At 65.3% G+C, this 18,826-nt stretch carries 19 protein-coding genes and 1 pseudogene; 8 read left to right on the top strand and 12 right to left on the bottom strand.

The window, feature by feature from the left end:
* Positions 1–3: 3 nt before the first annotated feature.
* The 5 genes and pseudogenes from ASD72_RS17795 to ASD72_RS17790 all read right to left on the bottom strand — a co-directional run bounded on the left by ASD72_RS17795 (position 4) and on the right by ASD72_RS17790 (position 5,321).
* A complete protein-coding gene (locus ASD72_RS17795; protein ID WP_056881471.1) occupies positions 4–2,106 on the bottom strand; it encodes a peptidase domain-containing ABC transporter in 2,103 nt (700 codons plus the stop codon).
* A gap of 708 nt (positions 2,107–2,814) precedes the next feature.
* Positions 2,815–2,955, bottom strand: coding sequence for a hypothetical protein (locus tag ASD72_RS21580; protein ID WP_235578057.1), 141 nt, complete (start codon positions 2,953–2,955; stop codon positions 2,815–2,817).
* Between the two features lie 99 nt (positions 2,956–3,054).
* Positions 3,055–3,237 (bottom strand): annotated as a pseudogene (locus tag ASD72_RS21110) (hemolysin D); the annotation flags it as partial.
* A gap of 30 nt (positions 3,238–3,267) precedes the next feature.
* Positions 3,268–3,729: a hypothetical protein gene (locus ASD72_RS21105; protein ID WP_155944727.1), complete on the bottom strand. Its 462-nt coding sequence runs from the start codon at positions 3,727–3,729 to the stop codon at positions 3,268–3,270.
* Positions 3,730–4,055: 326 nt separating this feature from the next.
* Positions 4,056–5,321: an HlyD family efflux transporter periplasmic adaptor subunit gene (locus ASD72_RS17790; protein ID WP_056881312.1), complete on the bottom strand. Its 1,266-nt coding sequence runs from the start codon at positions 5,319–5,321 to the stop codon at positions 4,056–4,058.
* Positions 5,322–5,619: 298 nt separating this feature from the next.
* On the opposite strand from ASD72_RS17790, the gene ASD72_RS17785 reads away from it, so the two are divergent.
* Entirely contained in the window at positions 5,620–6,006 is a 387-nt protein-coding gene (locus ASD72_RS17785; RefSeq protein ID WP_056881311.1) for a transcriptional regulator, read from the top strand.
* Positions 6,007–6,019: 13 nt separating this feature from the next.
* Here the strand turns inward: ASD72_RS17785 and ASD72_RS17780 are convergent, their stop codons facing one another.
* Positions 6,020–6,436 (bottom strand): CopD family protein, encoded by a 417-nt coding sequence (locus ASD72_RS17780; protein WP_056881310.1) that lies wholly within the window; start codon positions 6,434–6,436, stop codon positions 6,020–6,022.
* 99 nt (positions 6,437–6,535) lie between these two features.
* Here ASD72_RS17780 and ASD72_RS17775 point away from each other — a divergent pair, with 99 nt between their 5' ends.
* Complete coding sequence (locus tag ASD72_RS17775) at positions 6,536–7,144, top strand: class I SAM-dependent methyltransferase (protein WP_056881309.1); 609 nt, start codon at positions 6,536–6,538, stop codon at positions 7,142–7,144.
* Between the two features lie 80 nt (positions 7,145–7,224).
* The gene (gene phaZ, locus ASD72_RS17770; protein ID WP_056881308.1) at positions 7,225–8,472 is read left to right on the top strand and encodes a polyhydroxyalkanoate depolymerase; all 1,248 of its coding nucleotides are present in this window, start codon (positions 7,225–7,227) and stop codon (positions 8,470–8,472) included.
* Here the strand turns inward: phaZ and ASD72_RS17765 are convergent.
* From ASD72_RS17765 to ASD72_RS17755, 3 genes are all read right to left on the bottom strand, one after another.
* Positions 8,450–9,370, bottom strand: coding sequence for an alpha/beta fold hydrolase (locus ASD72_RS17765; protein WP_056881307.1), 921 nt, complete (start codon positions 9,368–9,370; stop codon positions 8,450–8,452). The genes phaZ and ASD72_RS17765 overlap by 23 nt on opposite strands.
* Before the next feature lie 66 nt (positions 9,371–9,436).
* Complete coding sequence (locus ASD72_RS17760) at positions 9,437–10,354, bottom strand: sensor domain-containing protein (protein WP_056881306.1); 918 nt, start codon at positions 10,352–10,354, stop codon at positions 9,437–9,439.
* Entirely contained in the window at positions 10,351–10,716 is a 366-nt protein-coding gene (locus tag ASD72_RS17755) for a PadR family transcriptional regulator (RefSeq protein WP_056881305.1), read from the bottom strand. The genes ASD72_RS17760 and ASD72_RS17755 overlap by 4 nt, the downstream gene beginning before the upstream one ends.
* 132 nt (positions 10,717–10,848) lie before the next feature.
* On the opposite strand from ASD72_RS17755, the gene ASD72_RS17750 reads away from it, so the two are divergent.
* The 3 genes from ASD72_RS17750 to ASD72_RS17740 all read left to right on the top strand — a co-directional run bounded on the left by ASD72_RS17750 (position 10,849) and on the right by ASD72_RS17740 (position 13,604).
* Positions 10,849–11,769 carry a peptidylprolyl isomerase gene (locus tag ASD72_RS17750; protein WP_056881304.1) on the top strand — a complete coding sequence of 307 codons (921 nt, stop codon included), beginning with the start codon at positions 10,849–10,851 and terminating at the stop codon, positions 11,767–11,769.
* An 89-nt stretch (positions 11,770–11,858) separates the two neighbouring features.
* On the top strand, positions 11,859–12,188 hold the full coding sequence (locus ASD72_RS17745; RefSeq protein WP_056881303.1) for a metalloregulator ArsR/SmtB family transcription factor: 330 nt from the start codon (positions 11,859–11,861) through the stop codon (positions 12,186–12,188).
* A gap of 18 nt (positions 12,189–12,206) precedes the next feature.
* Positions 12,207–13,604 carry a DUF2867 domain-containing protein gene (locus ASD72_RS17740; protein ID WP_056881302.1) on the top strand — a complete coding sequence of 466 codons (1,398 nt, stop codon included), beginning with the start codon at positions 12,207–12,209 and terminating at the stop codon, positions 13,602–13,604.
* A 6-nt stretch (positions 13,605–13,610) separates the two neighbouring features.
* Here ASD72_RS17740 and ASD72_RS17735 read toward each other — a convergent pair whose 3' ends face one another.
* The gene (locus ASD72_RS17735; protein ID WP_056881470.1) at positions 13,611–14,507 is read right to left on the bottom strand and encodes a DMT family transporter; all 897 of its coding nucleotides are present in this window, start codon (positions 14,505–14,507) and stop codon (positions 13,611–13,613) included.
* Between the two features lie 106 nt (positions 14,508–14,613).
* Here ASD72_RS17735 and ASD72_RS17730 point away from each other — a divergent pair, with 106 nt between their 5' ends.
* The gene (locus tag ASD72_RS17730) at positions 14,614–15,558 is read left to right on the top strand and encodes a LysR substrate-binding domain-containing protein (protein ID WP_056881301.1); all 945 of its coding nucleotides are present in this window, start codon (positions 14,614–14,616) and stop codon (positions 15,556–15,558) included.
* 22 nt (positions 15,559–15,580) lie between these two features.
* Here the strand turns inward: ASD72_RS17730 and ASD72_RS17725 are convergent, their stop codons facing one another.
* Positions 15,581–16,363: a DUF4349 domain-containing protein gene (locus tag ASD72_RS17725; protein WP_235578056.1), complete on the bottom strand. Its 783-nt coding sequence runs from the start codon at positions 16,361–16,363 to the stop codon at positions 15,581–15,583.
* Positions 16,360–16,710 carry a GFA family protein gene (locus ASD72_RS17720; RefSeq protein WP_056881299.1) on the bottom strand — a complete coding sequence of 117 codons (351 nt, stop codon included), beginning with the start codon at positions 16,708–16,710 and terminating at the stop codon, positions 16,360–16,362. Before ASD72_RS17720 ends, ASD72_RS17725 begins: the two co-directional genes overlap by 4 nt.
* Before the next feature lie 114 nt (positions 16,711–16,824).
* Between ASD72_RS17720 and ASD72_RS17715 the strand changes: the two genes are divergently transcribed.
* Positions 16,825–18,636: a DUF885 domain-containing protein gene (locus ASD72_RS17715; RefSeq protein ID WP_056881298.1), complete on the top strand. Its 1,812-nt coding sequence runs from the start codon at positions 16,825–16,827 to the stop codon at positions 18,634–18,636.
* The last annotated feature ends 190 nt before the right edge of the window (positions 18,637–18,826 follow it).

The raw sequence follows: 18,826 nt of genomic DNA, 5'->3' as shown, positions 1-18,826 counted from the left end.
CGCTCAAGCGGGCACGGCCTGGACGTCGGCCGCCGACGCCTGCGGCCTGAGTTCCTGCGCGATCCGCCCCTGCTCCATCACCAGCACGCGGTCCGCACTGGCGATGGTCTCGGGCCGGTGGGCCACGATGACCTTGGTCAGGCTCAAGGCCCTGACCGCATCGTTGACCAGACGTTCCTTCATCACGTCCAGATGGCTGGTCGCCTCGTCGAGGAACAGCAGCTTCGGATTGCGGTACAACGCCCGCGCCAGGATCACCCGCTGCTTCTGCCCACCTGACAGCGAACTGCCCATGTCGCCGATCAGGCTGTAATAGCCCATCGGCATGGCGGCGATCTCGTCATGCACGGCGGCCAACCGCGCCGCGTGTTCGATCCGGGCCTGGTCCATTTCCGGATCGAAGAAACTGATGTTGTCGGCCACGCTGCCGGCAAACAGTTGGTCGTCCTGCATCACGGCGCCTACGATGGCGCGGACACTGCGGGGACCGATCCTGTGCAGATCGTGCCCGCCGACGCGGATGGTGCCCGCCGTGGGCGGCAGCAGGCCCAGCAGCAGTTTGACCAGCGTGGTCTTCCCGCAGCCGGACGCGCCGATGATCGCCACCGATTCGCCGGCCTCGATCGTGAAACTGCAGTCCTTCAGTACCCATTGCTCGCCCTCGCCATAGCGGAAGGCGAGGTTCTCCACCTCGATCCGTGTGCTGGCCGGGGACGGTGCCTCAGGCTGACCGGCGTGCTCCTCGGGCGGCGTCAACACGATGTCGGCCAGACGCTCGCCATGCAGGCGCAGCATGCGGAACTCGACCCACTTGTCGATCAGGGCCGCCATCCGCCCGGCAAACTGGTCCTTGTACGCCAGGTAAGCGATCAGCATGCCGACGGAGAACGCGTTCTGCAGGGCCAGCGTGGCGCCGATCCAGATCACGGCGATGCGTTCGATGCCGAACACCAGTTGGCTGGCGCTGTTGAAACCCAGCCCCATGCGCGCCAGCCGTACTTCCTGATTGACGGTGTCGTGCATCAGGTTGTCGTAGGTACTGCGGCGCTGCGACTCCTCGCCCGCCACTTTCAGGCTCTGCATCCCGCGCAACGATTCCAGCAGATGGGTCTGCTGCTTGGCGCCCGCGACCAGTTGCTGCTCGGTACGATCGCGGACGGGCCGGTACGCGATGGAGCGAATGCCCAGATAAAGGATCACGGCCAACAGTGTCACCAGCGCCAGCTTCCAGCTGTAGAACAGCATCAGGCCGAGTGTGACCATCGCCATCAGACCGTCGATGATGGCTTCGACAAAACTCGTGGTCAGCGTGCGCTGGATAGCCTGTACCGACGACATGCGCGAGGTGATGTCGCCGAGGTGGCGCTTCTCGAAGTAGTCCAGCGGCAATCTGAGCAAATGGGCGAACACGTTGCCCATCCATTGCAGTCCGAGCCGGGAAGACAGATACACCACCGACCAGCCACGCAGCAGGCCGATACCGATCTGCAGCACCAGCGCCAGCCCGAATCCCAGCCCAAGGACCGTCAGCAGATCGCGATCTGCGGATACCAGCACCTGGTCCACCACCCACTGCATGTAGAACGGCGCCAGCACCACGAACACCTGCAGTGCCACGGACAGCAACAGGATCTGGGCCAGTGCGCGCCACATTCCGCGCACCGGGCCCGTAAGCTGCCGAGCCGTCACGGAGGGCGTCGCCTTCTGCGGCTTGAACTCGGCCGTTGGCGTCAGCTCAAGCGCCACGCCGGTGAAGTGATCGGAGACCTCTGACAGCGAGAGTTTGCGCTCGCCGATGGCTGGATCAAGGATGGTGACCCTCGACCTGCCTACCTTCGCCAGTACGACGAAGTGGTTGAGATCCCAATGCAGGATGCAGGGCAGCTTGAGCTTGCCGGCATCTTCCATGTCCAGCCGCAGCGGGCGAGTGGAAAAGCCAAGCTGTTGGGCGATATGGATCAGATGATTGAGCTTGGCGCCTTTGAGGGAGAGCGGGAAACGACGGCGAAGCTCCGACAAGCCAACATGATAACCATGCGCGCTGGCCACCATCGCAAGAGAAGCGAGGCCGCACTCGGCGGCCTCGGATTGCAGCACTGTTTTCAACAATCTCAACTCCGAGAACGCCTCTTGTTATTCTTAATCTCAGTCGATAGCAAAGACCGTGCGAACGTGGCTCTATTACACGATAGCGGCAACCATCGACACGAAGCCAAAAAAATGCCGACGAGCAGCCGCCGCCCTAGCAATTAACTGGCAGCTTCGAAAACACTTATTGCACCCTGCAGGACGGACAAAAGCTCCCCCAAAGGCATCTACAGCAGCCCATGACCGGGCCGCAAGGAACGAATCGCCTGGCGAGCCACCACAGCCTTTGGCATTTAACTCGGAGCAGCAATTAGGCGGCCAACCTATTATCAGGGCTTAGATCCATTCTGTTCCCGTCCCTGCCGCCATATTATCCAAGCACATGGAATCGAAAGTACGCCGAGAAAGACATCAATTCCTGATCCAACGTCCAAACCGTGCTTAGTGACAACGATACCCATGACGATCACATACGGAATTGTTCCCCTAGCACCGCGCATTATTATTCCGAATATAGTTGATTAGGATTAGTGCCCCGCACAAGCAGCATGCGGGGCTCGGACATGATATCAAAGTCCGTCGTTAAGACCGTCCCAAACTCCCTCAAAGAAGTCAACGATGTCGTCGGCCAATTCACTCATTTCGCGGCATCTTCGGCAATCGCAATCGCCACCAGAAATGCTAAACAACTCGTGCTCACGTAGTTCGCGGACCATGAAGTCTTCCTCAAGAGTTTGCGACAACAATGGCCACTACGAGCGAGATAGCGCCAGCCCATTTGAGCGCACTCCCAATGGCGTGGCCAACCTCATATCCAGCGCCGTAGCTTTCCTCGCTCCCTCCGGAAACTACGTTGATCTGGTCCATGCTCAGTTCATACATTCAAATCACTCCTTATGTTAATCGACGCACGCCCGCGTCTTGGGGCCGGGAACACACCCGGCAATCTTGTTACCGGGCGGCAGCTCAACCATTGCCCACCTTCCCACCCAGCGAGTACAGCGGCTCAAAGATCCATTCAGCCAGCGTCCGCCGCTCACCCAGCACGTCCGCATCCACCAACATCCCCGGCTTCAATGCCTCCGGCTTACCGTAGGCCGTGATCGCCTGTCGCGCCAGCGAAACGATCACCCGATAGAACGGCTCACTAAGCGTTCAATCGAGCATTAGAGATAATGATCAACAACCAAACAACGTGGCCAAAATTACCGCTAGAAAGACATAGAAATTGTGGAAGGAATGCATCATCAAAGAATACATAAACTTCTTCTCGATGGTGTCTGACGACACAGAAAATGGGATAGCGAATAGCATGAACGGAACAAGCACAATGACAGCCCACCCCCACCAAACTAACGCATGCAAAGAAGCCAGAGCAACCGCCGCAAAGCAAGTAGAGACGAGAGAGTTGAAGAAAAATCTAGATAATGAATAGAGTATCGCCAACACCAACGTTTCGACTAAAGGGGAGAAAAAGACAAGCCCCAGAAAAAGCAAAACGTGGCCACCAGCGCTACAAGAGCCTTCAGTATCCCGCACTGGAGGATCGACCAACGCATAGAGCACCAGAGCGACTCCGACTGCGATGCAGAAACTCGCGACAGCCCTTCTTGCGCAAAGCAGCAACATTGCTTTTTGCATATCGCCATAAATCCCTAAAAAGCTGGCCCTGAATGAGGACCAGCCGAAAGCGTTGAAAGACTAACCCTGCACCGCACTTGATGCGCTCGGCTTGTCCACGATGAACTTCCGAGAATCCTGTTCTTCACCACTCGTGGCAAGATCCCAACCCACGCTTCCTGCAACCCATTTAAGGAACTCTACAACCAACTTGTTTCCGCCCGAAACCTCAGAAACCTCCAATGCAGTCAACGATCGCACAAGCGTTCTCCTCTTTTAGCGGCGCAAGCCCTGCGCCAGGGTCCAGTCAACCATTGAGCGGTCCAGATTCCATACCGACGTCCACTTCAACCTTCAGTCGTCCTTCCGACCAATGAGTACAGCGGCTCAAAGATCCATTCCACCAGCGCCCTCCGCTCTCCCAGCACATCCGCGTCCACCAACATTCCCGGCTTCAGCGACTCGGGCTTCCCATACGCGGTGATCGCCTGTCGCGCCAGCGAAACGGTCACCCGATAGAACGGCTCACCCTGCTGTGTATTGCCGATCAACGCACCCAACTCGCCTGGACTGAGCGCGCTGCGACTGATGGCCGTGATGCGCCCTTCCTGGTGACCAAACTTCTGATAGGGGAACGCCTGGTAACGCAGCAGGACGCGGTCGCCGGGCTCGATGAAACCGATCGCCCGGCTCGGTACGAGCAACTCGGCCTCCAAACGTCCATCGCCCGGCAACAGCGTCATCAGCGGCTGGCCGGCCTGCACCGACTGCCCTGGCTTGACGACCTGCGTGGCTACCACACCGGCGACCGGGGCATTGACGACCAGCGCGCTTCCAGCCTGCATCTGCACGCGCTCCTGTTCCAACTGCGCCAGCTCGCGCTGAAAGCCCGCGGCGCTTGCCTGCCCCTGCGCCGGTAGTTCGTGCACCGCCTGCTGCAGTTGCGCAATCAGGCGCCGAACACCAATCGCCTGCCGTTGCAACGCCTGCCTCTGCCCGGTGTACTCGAGCACCGTGGCTTCCTGCTGCTTGATCTGCAGCACGCTGACGTACTGGCCACCCTCCAATCGACGCAAGCGCGCCAGCGTCTCCGTGGCGATGCGGATCTGGTCCTGCCGGGTGGTGACTTCGGATTCGATCTGCGCCAGTTCGCGCTGCGCGACCGCCAGTTGCGCTGTCGTACCCAGCGCCTGGACGCGCAGCTGCGCCTGTTGTGCCTGCTGGGTGGACAGCAACCCGTCCTGTCGTTGTTGCAGCCGCTGCTCAAGTGCCACCTGCGTGTCGCCTGCAGCCAGCGTCGCGCGAGGCACGCCAACCACGGCCAGCGCGTCACCCAATGCCACACGGCTACCCTCTTCTGCCCCCAGACTGGTCACCACCCCGGTGGCGGGCGCCAGTACGGACGCCAGGCCCTGAGAGGGCACCAACTGTCCCGTGACAGTTGAGCGTCGCGTGTACGTGCCGAAGATTACGAACAGTACGATCACCGTCGCCACCAGCGCAGCCGCCAGCGTCAGCACCCACAACGACACCGGTTGCGTCAGCGATATCCCGCCGAGCCAGCTGCCGCGCTTGGCCTGCATCACTTCGGGGCGGAACAACGGTTGCGTCATGCAGCGTCCTTGACTCTTAGCGCGCACCGGCGAAGGCCCGGCAGACTCGGGCATCCCTGCGCCCTTGGGTCGATCTTGTCGCGTGGCCAATGTGTGCTTCAACCGCGATTGGGGAAACGCGTGTCAGCGCCCCTGACATTCACAATCGCATTGACGTTCTGCCTCAATCACTTACGCGCGCGTGTCAGCCAGAGTGCACAACATGGCGTCATTCTGGCTGACGCAGCAATGTGAGTTGCGTCGCGGAATTCACGCGTTTAGTTTGAGTCGTCCTCGCTCAACCACTGAATCAACTCACATGAAACTCTCGATGCGCATCCGGATTGCACGCCAACGCGCACGGATGTCCCAGGAAGCGCTCGCCCTGAACTTGGGCGTGACGCGCAGTGCCGTGGCGAACTGGGAGAGTGTCGAGGGTGTGCTGCCGGCAACGGGTCGGTTGGCCAAGCTGGCTGAGTTGACCAGCGTGAGTTTTGAGTGGCTCGCCACGGGCCGTGGTGCCGTCGAAGCAAACGCCAGCGCGAACGAAACGCCTGCGGTCGACGTAGAAATGGTCTACGACGAACTGGAACGCCAGATGCTGAGCGCATTCAGGCGGATGACACGCGATGCGCGTGTGCTGGCCATCCTTGAGCTCGAAGCGAACGCGACTGTCGGGCGATCGACCGAACGCTCGCCCCGCTGACAGGGGCGATACGTTAGAACGGCTTGGCGAGCACCAGCCACACGATCGCGATCAACGCGAACAGCGGCAGTTCGTTGAACCACTTCAATGCCGTCGGCGACGGCAGCGACTTGCCCTTCGCCACGCCCTTCAGCCAGCGGCCGGTGACGATGAAGTGCGCCAGCACCAGCGCGACCAACGTCAGCTTGGCGTGCAGCCAGCCACCGCTGATGCCGAAATAGAACCACAGCACGCCGCCGAGGATCACCGCGATGCCGAACATGCTGTGGCCGAAGCCATACAGGCGGCGACCCATCAGCAGCAGGCGCGCCTGCACCTCGGGCTGCCCGGCCGTCTCGGCCAGGTTGACCAGGATGCGCGGGAGGTAGAACACGGTCGCCATCCAGGCGATGACGAAGACGAGATGGAAGGTCTTGACCCACAGGTACATGCGGCTGGCTCCGTCTGGCTGCGCGGGATGGCGTGCGGCGCATAGGATAACGCGCCGCATCGCGTAAGCTTCCCGCCTTTCCGCACCCCGGGCACGCGCATGACCAAGCAGTACGACGCCGACTACTTCAAGCGCTGGTACCGCGACGGTGACATCGGCGGCGCGCCCCGGCTCGCGCGCAAGGTCGCACTGGCGGTGGCGGTGGCCGAATACCATCTGGAGCGACCGATCCGCACCGTGCTCGACATCGGCTGTGGCGAAGGCGCGTGGCGCGCGCCGCTGCTGAAGCTGCGTCCGAAACTGCAGTACCTGGGTTTCGACAGCAGCGAGTACGCCATCCGCCGCTTCGGGCGTACGCGCAACCTGCACTACGCACGCTTCGAGGATTTCCAGTACCTGCGCCCGTGCGCGCCCGTCGACCTGCTGGTGTGTTCGGACGTGCTGCATTACGTACCGACCCGCGACCTGAAACGCGGCCTCCCCGGGCTGGCGGAACTGTGCGGTGGGGTCGCCTTCCTCGAGACCTTCGCCAAGGAGGACGAGTTCGACGGCGACCACGAGGGCTTCCAGTCGCGCAAGGCGGCCTGGTACCGGCAGGCCTTCAATGGCGAGGGGTTCCAGTCGATCGGCAACCACTGCTGGCTGGGCCCGCGCCTGGCTGGCGACGTGGCGATACTGGAGGCTGCGGACTACCGGCCGATAACCTGAACAGGCCACGCGCGGCGCCCTCGCCTTTGGGGTATGCTGCGCCGCAGCACAACGCACCAAAAGCGGGATTCCGGACAGCCATGACCTTGTACCAACTGCACGAACTGGGACGCGCATGGATGGCGCCGCTGGCCTACATGGCCGAAGCGAACGCGCGCATCTTCTCCGCCCCGACCAGTTGGTTGTCCAACGTGCCGGGCGCCGAGCGCATCGCCGCCGGCAACGAACTGATCTACCGCATCGGCAAGGACTACGAGAAGCCGGCGTGGGAGATCCACGAGGTCGAGGTCGAAGGGCGCACCGTTCCCGTCGTGGAGCAGGAGATCGTCAAGAAATCGTTCTGCCGGCTGCTGCGCTTCAAGCGCTACACCGACGACGCCGACACGATCGTCGCGCTGAAGGACGATCCGGTCGTGCTGGTGGTGGCGCCCCTGTCCGGCCACCATGCCACCCTGCTGCGCGACACCGTGCGCACCTTGCTGCGCGACCACAAGGTCTACGTGACCGATTGGGTCGATGCCCGCATGGTGCCGGCCTCGGAAGGCGCTTTCAGCCTGGACGACTACGTGGCCTACGTGGAGGAATTCATCCGCCACATCGGCGCGGACAAACTGCACGTGATCAGCGTCTGCCAGCCCACCGTGCCGGTACTGGCCGCCGTATCGCTGATGGCGGCACGCGGCGAAGCCACGCCGCGCTCGCTGGTCATGATGGGCGGACCGATCGATGCGCGCCGCAGCCCGACCGAAGTCAACAGCCTCGCCACGCGCAACCCGCTGTCGTGGTTCGAGAACAACGTGATCCACACGGTACCGACGCCCTATCCCGGCGAAGGCCGTCGCGTGTATCCCGGTTTCCTGCAGCATGCCGGCTTCATCGCGATGAACCCCAGCCGCCACTTCATGTCGCACTGGGATTTCTACGCGGACCTGGTGAAGGGCGACCAGCAGGACGCCGAATCGCACCGCAAGTTCTACGACGAATACAACGCCGTGCTCGACATGCCGGCCGAGTATTACCTGGACACCATCCGTACCGTATTCCAGGAGTTCCTGCTGCCGCGCGGCAAGTGGAAGGTCAATGGCGAACTGGTGACGCCGTCAGCCATCAAGAAGACCGCCTTGATGAGCATCGAAGGCGAGTTGGACGACATCTCAGGCCAGGGGCAGACTGCCGCCGCGCACGACCTGTGCACCGGCATCGCGAAAGCGCACCACAAGCACCTGACCGTCGAGGGCGCCGGCCACTACGGCATCTTCAGCGGCCGCCGCTGGCGCGACAAGGTCTACCCGCAGGTGCGCGACTTCATCGCGAAGTACGCAGGCTGACGGCGCGGGCCTGGCGATTGTCCGGCGGGATGTGGGAGCGCGCGGTGATCCACTTCACTGCCGCGTCCACCGGCTCGCTGGAATCCGCGAATGCCACGTTGTGTCCCAGCCCGGGAAACACCCTGGACTCATAGGCTTTGCCTTGCGCCTTGAGCGCGTCGAGACGTTCGACCGACAACTGCACCGGCGCCTGCACGTCCACCGCGCCGTAGAGCCACAATCCCGGGATAGAGAGCGCGGCAAGCGCATCGCGCGGGTCGGTGTCGGCGAACTGATAGCGGTCCGGATCGTTGCGGATGTGGTCGCGCGCGTCGGCCTCGGTATGCGTCTTCCAGAAATCCGGCGCGCCTTGCGTGTAGAACTGGAAGCGCAATTGCTCGCGCGCGGTCACGACCGGCCCGCTGAAGATCACCATGAACTGCACGCCGGGATGTTTCTTCGCCGCAAGCGGAATGATCCATGCGGCCTGGCTGAACCCCACCAGCCCGACGGGCACGTCGCGGGAAGGAAGACGCGCCAGCAGCGCATCCACGGACGCGCCCGCATCCGCCGCCAGCAACGCGAGATTGGCGGCGTCGACATTGTTGGTGCCCACCTCGGGACCCGCGTACACGCCACCCGATGCACCGACGCCGCGCTTGTCGTACGTCAGCACCGCGATGCCGTCGCGGGCCAGGCGCGTCGCGAAGTCCTTCATGCGCTTTTCCTGGCCGGACCCATGCACGATGACGACCGCCGCGCGCGGATGCGCCGGCTGGAATAGCGTGCCGATCAGGGTGACGCCTTCGCTCTCGAAGCTGACTTCTTTCGATGCGACGACGGCCAGTTCTTCAGCCTGCGGGCGGAACGAGACCAACAGCAGCGACAGGCACAGCAGACGCCCAAGCACATGGCGCATGACGACGGCTCCTCGACTCTCTTCGTGAGAACGCCGGACCGCGAAGGCGGCCCGGCGTTCGATGACTTACACCACCGGCGTCCTTACCAGCAGGTGCTTGGCCAGCCAGCCGTGGAAGCGGCCGATGTAGCGCGCCAGGTGCAGCGTGCCGAACAGCAGCAGGAAGCCACCGATGAAACACACAGGCCACAACCATGGCCAGTCCGGCGACATGTTGATGACATCCACGTCGAACGCACCTGCATGACCCAGCAACAGTGCGACCGGTGCCGCCATCAGGCTCAGCGACAGGGTCAGCAGCGTCACCGCGATGGTGAAGTAGGCCACGCCCAGGGGCTGCATCAACACCAGGTACAGCATCGCCGTCCACGTGCGCCCATCGGTGAACAGTTCCTGCAAACGCGTCATCCACGGCTTGTCGCGCTGCGTGTACAGCGGGCGGCGCGGCATGCGTTCGCCCAGCAGCACTTCCACGATGCGGCCTTCCACCAGCGACAGCAGCCGCACCGACATCAGGAACAGCAGCAGCAGCGGGATGCCGACGATCAGGATCAGCAGACCCACCGACAGGCCCGCGCCGGTGACGACCCAGGTGAAGTAGAACGTGCCGGTCGCCACCGACAGCAGCATGTAGAACAGCGCACCGTAGGTGCGTGGATCGGCGGCGACGCCGAAGAAGCGCCCCAGCAGCGACGTGCGCTTGGGCGGTGCCGGCGGCTGCAGTGCGCGCGTCACCGTGACTTCGGTGTCGCGGTAGATGTCGGCCACTTCCTCCGGCGCGCCATAGCTGCCGGCGACGGACGCAATGACATCGGCTTCCGACGTGCCGGGGTTGGCCGCCATTTCCGCGCGCAGGTACTCCTCCGCGTCGTACAGGGCGTCCTGGACCATGGCCTTGTCGGCACCGGACAGCGCGGCGCGCAATTGCTCCAGGTAAACGGGGATGGTGGTGGGCAGGCTGCCCGGGGCGGTGGTGGTGTTCATGCAGGAATCCCCTCAAGCACGGAATCAACGGAATCGCGGGTGGCGCGCCAGGCGGCGGTCCAGGCCTGCAGGGTCTGCCGCCCTGCCTCGGTGATGCGGTAGTAACGACGCGGCGGCCCGGCGACCGAGGGCTCGACGAAGCTGTCCAGCAGCCCGCCCCCCTCCAGGTTGCGCAGCACCGGGTACAGCGCGCTCTGCTTGCCGCTGAGTACGCCTTCGCCCTCGCGCTCCAGCTGTTTGGCGATCAGGTAGCCATACAACGGCTCCCCGGCCCGGGCCAGGACGGCCAGCAACGCCAGCGACACCGTGCCGGCGCTGAGTTCTTTCTGGAACTTCTTCAGATGGATGTCGGGTTCGTTCATTGCTCCCCCTTTGCGGACCGGCCGCTAGGTTGGAGAGGATGCTATTACGAACTTTGATATAGTGAATGTGCCAGTAGTCACTGGGACCGGCGGCCTCCCTACAATCGGGTCACCTACCCGCCCGGATCCGCCATGCGCCTGACGCCCCTGCTGCTCGCCTGCCCGCTCGCCTGCCTGCTTGCCCTGCCTGCCGCGCATGCGGCCGAGGCGCCGAAGTACCTGAGCGCCAAGGAGATCGTGGACGCCTCGCCGGACGCCGACTGGCGCACGCTCGATCCGGCGAACACGCTGTACATGGACGTACCCGGCGGCCGCGTGGTGGTCGAACTGGCGCCCGCCTTCGCACCCGAGCACGCGGCCAACATCCGCACGCTGGCGCACGAGGGCTTCTGGAACGGCCTGGGCATCTATCGCTCGCAGGACAACTTCGTGGTGCAGTTCGGCGATGCTGATGCGGAAGACACCGCCAAGGCGAAATCGCTGGGCACGGCGAAGACGAAACTGCCGGCGGAGTTCGCGCGCGCGGGCAAGGGCGTGTCCTTCACCGGATTGCCGGACGTGGATGGCTGGGCGCCCGAAGTCGGCTTCGTCGATGGCTTTCCGGCGGGACGCGATCCGAAGACGAACGAGGTCTGGCTGGCGCATTGCTACGGCGCGCTGGGCGCGGGCCGCGGTGGTCCGCCCGACAGCAGCAACGGCAGCGAGCTCTACGTGGTCACCGGCCAGTCGCCGCGGCAGCTCGACCGCAACATCACCCTGGTCGGTCGGGTGGTGAAGGGCATGGAACTGCTTAGCGCGATCCCCCGCGGCCCCGAGCCGATGGGCTTCTACGAGAACGCCACCGAGCGCACGCCGATCACCGCCGTCCGCCTGGCCAGCGACGTGCCGGAAGCCGAACGCACGCCATTGCAGGTCCTGCGCACCGATTCGAAGACCTTCGCCGCCGCCACCGAGGCGCGCCGCAACCGCCGCGACGGCTGGTACGTGCGCCCGGCCGGCCATATCGACCTGTGCAACGTGCCGCTGCCGGTGCGCACGCCCCCGATCCGCTGAGCCCCGCAAGCGCCGCCCCGACGGGCGGCGCTTGACAGCCGCGCCCTGTACTTAGATATTTAGCAAATACGTTAATTATCTAAGTACATATGACGGTCGACCGCATCTTCGACGCCCTGGCCTCCCGCCCGCGTCGCGAAATCCTCGCCTACCTGTCCGCGCAGGAACTCACCGCTGGCGAGATCGCCGCGCGCTTCGACATGAGCGCGCCCGCCATCTCGCGGCACCTGTCCGTGCTGGAAGCCGCCGGCCTGGTCAGCAGCGACAAGCGCGGCCAGTTTGTTTTCTACCGGCTGGCGCCCGACAACCTAGTCAACACGCTGAGCGGTTTCGCCTTCGAGGTCTGCCCCACCGCGGGCCCGCTGAAGCGCGAAGCCAAGGCGCGCGCGCGCAAGACCGCGACACCCAAGCCCCGCTGATCCTCGAGGAGTCTTCCCATGCGCCGCCATGCCGATGTCGTCCCGGGTTTCCCCACCGCCCGCATCCGCTCTTACTCGGGCGGGCTGCCGGTGGAAGTGGTGTTGCTGGCGCAGCTGGGACCCGGCGCGGGCGATCGCCTGCATGCGGATACCAGCGCGCTGCAGCGCGCGCATCCGGGCTTCGTGGACGCGCTCGACGAACCGTCGGTACGCATCGCCGCACCGGATTTCGATGCTGGCGAACGTAGCGCCCTGTACACCTTCACCGTCGGTGCGGCGGGACATCCCTTCCATCGCCACGCGGGGCATCGCACGTTCACCGCGGTGACCGGCAGCGGTGGCGCACGCCTGCGTTTTTCCACGGCGCCGGACGAACAGCTCGCGCGCGATCCCGCGCACTTCGCCGCCGCCCTGCACCACGTCGACCTGCCTGCCGATGCGCTTTTCAGCGTGCGCTTCGGCGGCGGCACCTGGCACCAGTTCGCGCCGCTGCAGGCAGGAACCTCGCATCCGGTGCTGTTCGCACTGTCGTGCCACACGGACGAACTCGGCGGGCTACCGCCAGGCGCCCTGCAGGACGACGTCCTGGCCGGCGACGCGAACATCGCCACGCTGACCGAAACGCTGCCTCCGTCCGTGCAGGCATGGCTGGCGGCGCATCCCGCGCATGCAGAGCGCATCCCCACCGTGCGGCTGGCCCTGCATGCACCGCCTGGCAGCTGGCAGCAGCATCTCTGCGCCGGCCTGCGCGCGCGTGCCGGTCGCGTCCGCACGCGGTTGGCGGGCTGGTGCGGCGAGATCGGCTTCGTCGAAGGCCGCGCATCGCCGGTGAAAGCGCTGCCGTCTCCACCCATCGGATCACTGCTGTTGGCGCAACTGCCGGACTTCCATCACCAGGACACCTTCAGCCTGCGCCTGCAAGGCACCACGAATGCGACGGCATCGGCCTTGATGGCCGACGTGCTGGAAGGCTTCCTGCAATACCGCCCCGCCGGCGTGACCCAGCTGATGCGATTGCGGAACGTGTTGGTGCGGCCGTTGCGACTGCGCACCTCGCCGTTGGGCTGCCCGGTGTCGTCGCTGCTATCGACGAGCAACGGGCCGATGTTCGCCGGACGCTATCCGGTGCTGGCGCAACAGGTCGATGTCGACGGGCGGCGCGCGCAAGTGATCCTCGGTGCGGACGATCGCCATCTGGCGTTCCGTTCCTGCGTGGGCGTGCAGATCACCGATGCCGGCGTGGAGATCACGTTGGGGACGCGCGTGCAGTGCGCCAATGTCTTCGGACGCGCGTACATGGCCGCGATCAGCGGCGTGCATCACGCCTACATCGCGCCGGCGATGCTGCGGATGGCGGTGGAAGGCGCGGTGCAGCGGCATGCGCCACTGACGCTGGCGCAGGGTTTGTTCGCCTGACGCCCGTCAGGCAGCGCGCTGGCTGGCCGCGACGCTGCCCAGGATCAGCGCGCCCGCGGCGAGCATCGCCAGCGTGACCGACTCGCCGAGGAACGCCCACGCGAAGCCTGCGCCGAACAGCGGCACCAGGTAAGTCACCGTCGACGCACGGGCCGGACCGATGCGCTGGATCAACCGGTAATACAGCAGGAACGCGTAGCCGGTGCAGACCACGCCGATGGCGATGGCCGCCCCCCATGCACCGGGCGCGATGCTGGCCGTTGGCCAATGCGTCGCCGCGAACGGCAGCACCAGCAGCGCCGCGCAGCTCAGCGTCGCCGCCGCTGCGGCCGCTGGCGGGATGCCTGCCAGATGCTTGCGTACCAGGTTCACGCCCACGCCATACAGCAATGCTGCCGTGGAGCCGGCCACGACCGCGCCGCCCACGCTCAAGCCACCGGCCTTGCTCGTCGCCAGCACGACCACGCCGACGAAGCCCACGAGCAACGCCAGCGAACGTCGCGTACCGATCTTCTGGCCGAAGAACAGGAAGCCCACCAGCGCCGCAAACAACACGGTCATCGCGTTGCAGATCGCGCCGATCGCCGCGGGCGAACGTTGCGCCGCCCACGCGAACAGCAGGAACGGGATCGCCGAATTGATCGCGCCGATCATCGCCAGGCGCGGCCACATGCCGGCGCGGAAGTGCGCCCGCTCGCGCCACAGGAACGGCAGCAGGACCAGCGCACCCAGCGCCAGCCGTACTTCGACCAGCGCGAAGGGGCCGAACGGATTCGCCGCGATGCGCATGAAGAGGAACGAGCTGCCCCAGATCGCGCCCAGCGCCAGCAACTCCAGCGGCGTGCGCCAATCGCGCCCAACCACCTCGGGGAGCGCGTTCGCGGTTGTGTCTGCCTGCGCCATCGCTGCGCCCTCGTTCGTGCCTGGCGCCATTCTGGCGAATCCTACAGGCCCCACAAGCGCGTACGATACGGCCAAGCCACAAATCTGGTTTGTGCCTGGATCCCCCATGAGCCTGCGCCCCGCCCTGCTGCCCGCCCTCGGCGTGTTCGCCGCCGCCGCCCGCCACCAGAATTTCGCCCACGCGGCCGACGAACTGCACCTCACCGCCAGCGCCGTCAGCCACCACGTGCGCAAGCTGGAGGGGCTGCTGGGCGTGGTCCTGTTCCAGCGCCACGCGCGTGGCGTGAAGCTCACGACGGAGGGCCGCCAACTGGCGGATGCCGCCAACGCGGCGCTGGGCGATATCGATGCCGTCGCCTCGCACCTGCAGCTCGCCGGCAAGACCACCACGCTGCGCATCACCACGCTGCATTCGCTCGCCTACTGCTGGCTGTTGCCGCGGCTACCGCGGTTCTGCGCGCGCCATCCGCATGTCCGCCTGCATGTCGACACCGGCATCTCGCTGACGCGTTTCGACGACGAAGGCCCGGAATTGGGCATCCGCCATGGGCCCGGGCACTGGGCAGGCCTGACCTCGCACCATCTGATGGACGACGAACTGTTCCCGGTCGCGTCCCCCGCCCTGCCCGGCATCGAAGCGGTCAAGGAGCCGCGCCAGATCGCGCAGCTACCACTGGTGACCGACCTTGCGCTGCAAGGCTGGCGCGACTGGTTCCGTGCCGCCGGCGTGCGCGGGCTGCGCCTGCCGCCGATGCACAGCTTCAACGACAGCACCGATGCGATGCGCGCGGCCGTGTATGGCGTGGGCGCGGCACTGGCGCGCCGGCACGTCGCCCAGCCCTACCTGCAACGTTACGAACTCGTGCGGCTGCCCGGGCCTGCACTGAAAGCGCGCTTCGCCTACTACGCGGTGCATCCGGCGCACAAACCACCGAGCGCCGCCGCGCAGGCCTTCATCAACTGGCTGAAGGAAGAGGCGCGCGACGAGCGCACGCCGCTGCCGCCGATGCCGGACGACTTCCTCGGTCGCGGTGCGCCCGCCACGCCCTAGCACCACGAGCGCTGCCGGCAGCTCAGGCGCGACGTCGCCGCAGCCGACGCCATGCGACAACCAGAATCAAAAGCACGACCAGCACGGGGATCAGGAATGCCACGGCCCGGATCGTCCATGCTGTGCCGCTGGCCAAGGTCGCGAAGAAATCGGCCACGGCCTGTCGGATCTCGCCGCGACCGTTCTCCCCACCCGGCGTTTCGAAATGCAACGACACCTTCTGTGTCTGGATCCTGCGTTGGTGCTGCGCAGCCTCCTGATCGGCGGCCTCCAACTGGGCCTCCAGCCTAGAGACTTGTTGCGACAACGCGATCATGTCCGCCACCGACAGGTCGCGGCGTTGCTGGAACGCCTGCAGGCCCGACAGCTCCTTCTGCAGCCGGGAGCGCGTCAGCGCGTTGTCGCGCACCGATTCCGCCAAATCCTCAGCGCGTGTGCTGCGGTCTCCGGGGTCGGCACCCTCGCTTGCGGCCGCGATCAACGGCTCGACGCCCGCGGGCACGATCCGGACCGTCAGCATGCCGCGGGGGTGGTCGCCACCTCGCTGGCTCACCTCCAACACCGTGCAGTCGCCATGCTGCTTGCGCATGCACGCATCCTGCAGCGCCTGCACGCGCGCCGGAATCCGCTCTGCGTCCAGCCGCAGCGTGACGTTGTGCTCGTAGGCGAGGAACTCGCCTGCGGAGGATTTGAGCACCACGGCGGCGCGCGGCCGTTGACCGCTCTCCTGCTTGGCGCATCCTGCCAGCGCCACACTTGCCGCAAGCGCTACCGCAGCCATCCGAAGCGCGTTCCCGAAACTCATAGGCTGGCACCGTCGTAGGCTGCGACCTTCAGTTTCGAGAGGTCCACACCCGGCAGGCAGCGCACGTTGATGGCCGCCATCTGCGCCCCCGTCTTCGGATGCGCGGCTTCGCCGTACGGGGCGATGCCACAGACAGCGCAGAAGTGGTGCTGGATGTGGTGCTTGTTGAACGTGTAGGTCGACAGGTCTCCCTCGGGCGTCTTCAGCACCAGCGCCTCGCGGGGCGCGAACCACAACAGGCCACCGCGCCGACGGCACAGCGAGCAATTGCAATCGACCACGTCGTTGACCTCGCCTTCGACCTCGAACGCGATCCGCCCGCAGTGGCAGCTTCCCTCGTGCTTCATGGCATGGATTCCCGTTGGCTGGAGACCAAGCGTATATCGAATGGCATGGGCACCGGCATGACCTTCGGCCTATGCTGTCGCCTCCGCTCACCGCTGCAATGCAACAGGACTCCCATGCGCAAGACCCTGCTCGCCGCCGCCCTCCTGGCCTCGCTGTCCGCCTGCCAGAAGAGCGAAGCCCCCACCGCCGCCCCCGGCGCCGACACGGCGGCCACCGCCCCGGACACCGCCAAGGCCGACGCCGCCTTCGCCGATCTCTCCAAGCGCGCCCTGGAAGGCTGGCTGCAACTCTCGCCCGTCGGCGCCACCCAGATCGGCGAACACAAGTACGACGGCGAACTCGACGACCTGAGCGCCGCCGGCCGCCAGAAGGGCCTGGAGTTCAGCAAGAAGATCCTGGCCGAACTGGATGCGACCGACATCGCCGCGCTGTCGCGCGAGAACCAGGTCGATGCCGCCATCCTGCGCAACCAGCTGCAGTACGACATCTGGACCGCGGAAACGCTGCAGAGCTGGGCCTGGGATCCGCAGGTCTACAACAATGTCGCCGGCGGCGCGATCTACGGCCTGATGGCGCGCGAGTTCGCGCCGTTGCCGGATCGCCTGAAGTCCGCCACCGCGCGCATGCAGAAGATCCCCGCACTGCTCGCGCAGGCCCGCGAGAACCTGGACCCGGCACGCGTGCCGAAGGTGCATGCCGAGACCGTCGCCAAGCAGAACGCCGGCATCCTCAGCATCGTCGAAACCTTCATCGCGCCGCACCTCAAGGACCTGCCCGAGGCCGACCGTGCGCAGGCAGAAGCCGCCATCGACGGCCTGAAGAAGGCCGTGGCCGAACACCAGGCCTGGCTGGACAAGACGCTGGTACCGAACGCGAAGGGCGACTTCCGCATCGGCCAGGCGCTGTACGACCAGAAACTGCAGTTCGCCCTGCTCTCTTCGCTGTCGCGCGCCGACATCAAGCAGCGCGCCGAAGGCGAGCTCAAGCGCGTACGCGAAGAGATGTACGGCATCGCCCGCACCGTGCTGAAGGACAAGCCCGGCGCGCCCGCGCTGCCGGAAACGCCTACCGCCGACGAGCAGCAGAAGGCGATCGAGGCCGCGCTGGAGCTGGCCTACGCCGAGCGCCCGGCGCGCGACAAGGTGGTGCCGGATGCGGAAGCGGCGCTGGCGCAGGCCACCGAGTTCGTCCGCAAGCACGACCTGGTGACGCTGCCCGACGCACCGGTGGAAATCATCGAGATGCCGGAGTTCCAGCGCGGCGTGGCGGTGGCGTACTGCGATTCGCCCGGCCCGCTCGACAAGAACCTGAAGACCTTCTACGCCGTCTCGCCGATTCCGGACGAGTGGGACCAGAAGCAGGTCGATTCGTTCCTGCGCGAATACAACAGCCGGATGATCCACCTGCTGAGCATCCACGAAGGCACGCCGGGCCACTACCTGGAAGGCTGGCACTCGGCCAAGTTCCCGTCGACGCTGCGCGCCGTGTTGCGCTCAGGCATGTTCGCCGAAGGCTGGGCGGTCTACACCGAAAAGATGATGTCCGATGCCGGCTACCTCGACAACGATCCGTTGTTCCACCTGGTGCAGATGAAGTTCTACCTGCGCACGATCGCCAATGCGATCCTCGACCAGGGCGTGCAGGTCGATGGCTGGACGCGCGAACAGGCGATGGACCTGATGGTGCGCCAGACCTTCCAGCAGGAGCGCGAAGCCGCGGGCAAGTGGACACGCGCGCAGCTGACCTCGGCGCAGCTGCCGACGTACTTCGTCGGCGTGCAGGAGCACTTCGACATGCGCAAGGCCGCGGAAGCCAAGCAGGGCGCGCAGTTCAACCTGAAGGCGTACCACGACCAGGTGCTGTCGTACGGCGCACCGCCGGTGCGCTTCGTCCGCCAGCTGATGCTGGACGAACCGATCAAGTGACATCCCGGCGCGCGCGTCAGCGCGCCTTTGCCGGGATGTCACCCCCGCGCAGGCGGGGGTCCAGCGACTTCCGGGCACCCATCAACGAGGGGACAGGCAGATAGCCTGCCCTTCGTCATACGTCCGGCAACTGCGAGTCGGCAGCAACATTTCTCGGCGCCTCAGCGCGCCTTTGCCGGGATGTCACCCC

The organism is Pseudoxanthomonas sp. Root630, assembly GCF_001427585.1.
Lineage (GTDB): Bacteria > Pseudomonadota > Gammaproteobacteria > Xanthomonadales > Xanthomonadaceae > Pseudoxanthomonas_A.
This window is presented reverse-complemented; position numbering and strand designations above follow the sequence as displayed.